1 protein-coding gene is annotated in these 1,626 nt (G+C 70.7%); it reads right to left on the bottom strand.

Going from position 1 to position 1,626, the window contains the following annotated elements:
• On the bottom strand, window positions 1–1,626 hold a 1,626-nt coding region (locus KJS59_RS00010; protein ID WP_213450093.1), incomplete at both ends, for a type I polyketide synthase.

Consider the following 1,626-nt stretch of genomic DNA (forward strand, 5'->3'; position numbering starts at 1 on the left):
AGCCGGCCCTCCTGCCAAGGCCACGCCTGCTCGCTGGTGAGCAGTTCGACGTTCCCGGCGGCCCAGTCAACGTGCGAGCTGGGCGCATCCACGTGCAATGTGCGGGGCAGCATCTCGTGCCGCATCGCCTGCACCATCTTGATCACACCAGCGACACCAGCCGCCGCCTGAGTATGACCCAGATTCGACTTGACCGAGCCTAGCCACAACGGAGACGGGCGGTCCTGGCCGTACGTGGCAAGCACGGCCTGCGCCTCGATCGGATCACCCAACCGAGTACCAGTGCCGTGCGCCTCCACCACGTCAACATCCGCAGTGGATAGACCCGCATTCGCCAACGCCTGACGAATCACCCGCTGCTGCGACGGACCATTCGGCGCGGAAAAACCATTCGACGCGCCATCCTGATTGATCGCCGAACCCGCCACCACCGCCAACACCCGGTGGCCGTTGCGCCGCGCGTCGGACAGCCGCTCCAACACCAGCACGCCCACGCCCTCGGACCAGCCCGTGCCGTCCGCGGCGTCCGCGAACGACTTGCACCGGCCGTCCGGAGCCAGGCCACGCTGCCCGCTGAAATGGATGAGCGTCTCCGGGGTGGCCATCACGGTCACGCCACCCGCGAGCGCCAGGGTGCACTCCCCCGACCGCAACGCCTGCGCCGCCAGGTGGATCGCCACCAGGGATGAGGAGCACGCGGTATCGATCGTCATGGCGGGGCCCTGGAGGCCCAGCAGGTACGACACCCGGCCGGAAATCGCGCTGCCGGTGCTGTCACCGGCGTAGTCGTGATACATCACACCGGCGAAAACGCCGGCCAGCGAACCACGCAGCACGCCCGGGTCGATACCGGCCCGCTCCAGCGCCTCCCACGCGGCCTCCAGCAGCAGCCGCTGCTGCGGATCCATGCCCAGCGCCTCACGTGGACTGATCCCGAAGAAGCCGGGGTCGAAGTCGGCGGCGTCGTAGAGGAAACCGCCGTGGCGGGTGTAGGTCTTGCCGGCCGCGCCGGGCTCGGGATCGTAAACACCGGGATCCCAGCCACGATCCGACGGGAACGCGCCGATCGCGTCCGCGCCCTCCCGCACCAGCCCCCACAGATCGTCCGGCGACCCGACATCTCCCGGATAACGGCACGCCATGCCGACGATCGCGATCGGGTCGGCGGTGGTGGCCGCGGTAGTAACCGCCGCCGGCGCCGGGGCCGACGACGTCGTGGTCTCGCGCAGCTCGGACACGATGAACCGGGCCAGCTCCGCCGGCGTCGGGTAGTCGAACACCATGGTCGCCGGCAGCCGCACGTCCACGGCCGCGCTCAGCACGTTGCGGAACTCGACCGCGCTGAGCGAGTCGAAGCCCAACTCGCCGAACGCCTGGTCGGGTTGGATGGCCTCCGGCGAGGCGTGCCCGAGCACCGCCGCCGCGTGCGTCCGCACGGCGGTCAGCACCAGTGCGGCGGCCGCATCCGCGCCCAGCCCGGCCAGCCGGCCGGCGAAGCCACTCCCGGCAATGGCCGCGACGCCGCGGCTGGTGCGGCGACGGACCAGGCTGGTGAGGACGGGCGGCAGGTCGGCACTCTTCGCCAGCGTCGCCAGGTCCAGGTTCGCCAGTACCACCGCGGCCCGA

Source organism: Rhizomonospora bruguierae (assembly GCF_018397995.1).
GTDB classification, from domain to species: domain Bacteria; phylum Actinomycetota; class Actinomycetes; order Mycobacteriales; family Micromonosporaceae; genus Rhizomonospora; species Rhizomonospora bruguierae.